Here is a 630-nt window from a genome sequence, read left to right as displayed (position 1 = left end):
TCATGCCAACATGAAAGTGTCTGACGACGAGGCGTATCAACGCGCGTTGTCTCTGATGCAGCAAGTCGGCATCCCTCAGCCTGAAAACCGTCTTAAACAGTATCCTCACCAGTTTTCTGGTGGTATGCGTCAGCGTGTGGTTATCGCGATCGCTTTGGCTGGTGAGCCAGATCTGATCATCGCCGATGAGCCAACCACGGCACTGGACGTATCAATCCAAGACCAAATCCTGAATCTTATCCGAGAGTTGTGTATCCAGAACAATGTTGGTTGTATGTTGGTTACGCACGACATGGGTGTGGTTTCAAACGTTACAGACCGCGTGGCGGTAATGTACCGTGGCGACCTTGTTGAGTTTGGGCCAACGGCAAAAGTGTTGGGTAACCCAGATCACCCATACACGCGCAGCTTGATTTCGGCGGTTCCTCGCTCAGACAGAAAGCTCGATCGTTTCCCTCTGGTGAGTTACATCGAAGAAGCGACAGAAATGAAGTCGCTGGACATCAAGAACCACTGGCTGGGTCAAAGCCAAGATCAGCGCGAGTACACTGGCCCGTTGTTGGATGTGAAAAACGTCAACCTAAGGTTTGTGACTAAGGACTCTTTGTTTGAAAGCCGCCGTGAGTACGT

Annotated in this window: 1 protein-coding gene; it reads left to right on the top strand. The window is 51.0% G+C overall.

The window, feature by feature from the left end:
- A partial coding sequence (locus tag R7E38_RS23075) for an ATP-binding cassette domain-containing protein (RefSeq protein WP_318082174.1) occupies nt 1–630 on the top strand: 630 nt, incomplete at both ends.

This window comes from Vibrio sp. Vb2131 (genome assembly GCF_033338535.1).
GTDB lineage: Bacteria > Pseudomonadota > Gammaproteobacteria > Enterobacterales > Vibrionaceae > Vibrio > Vibrio alginolyticus.
Note: the sequence above shows the minus strand (reverse complement) of the source record. Positions and strands in the feature narration are given on the sequence as shown.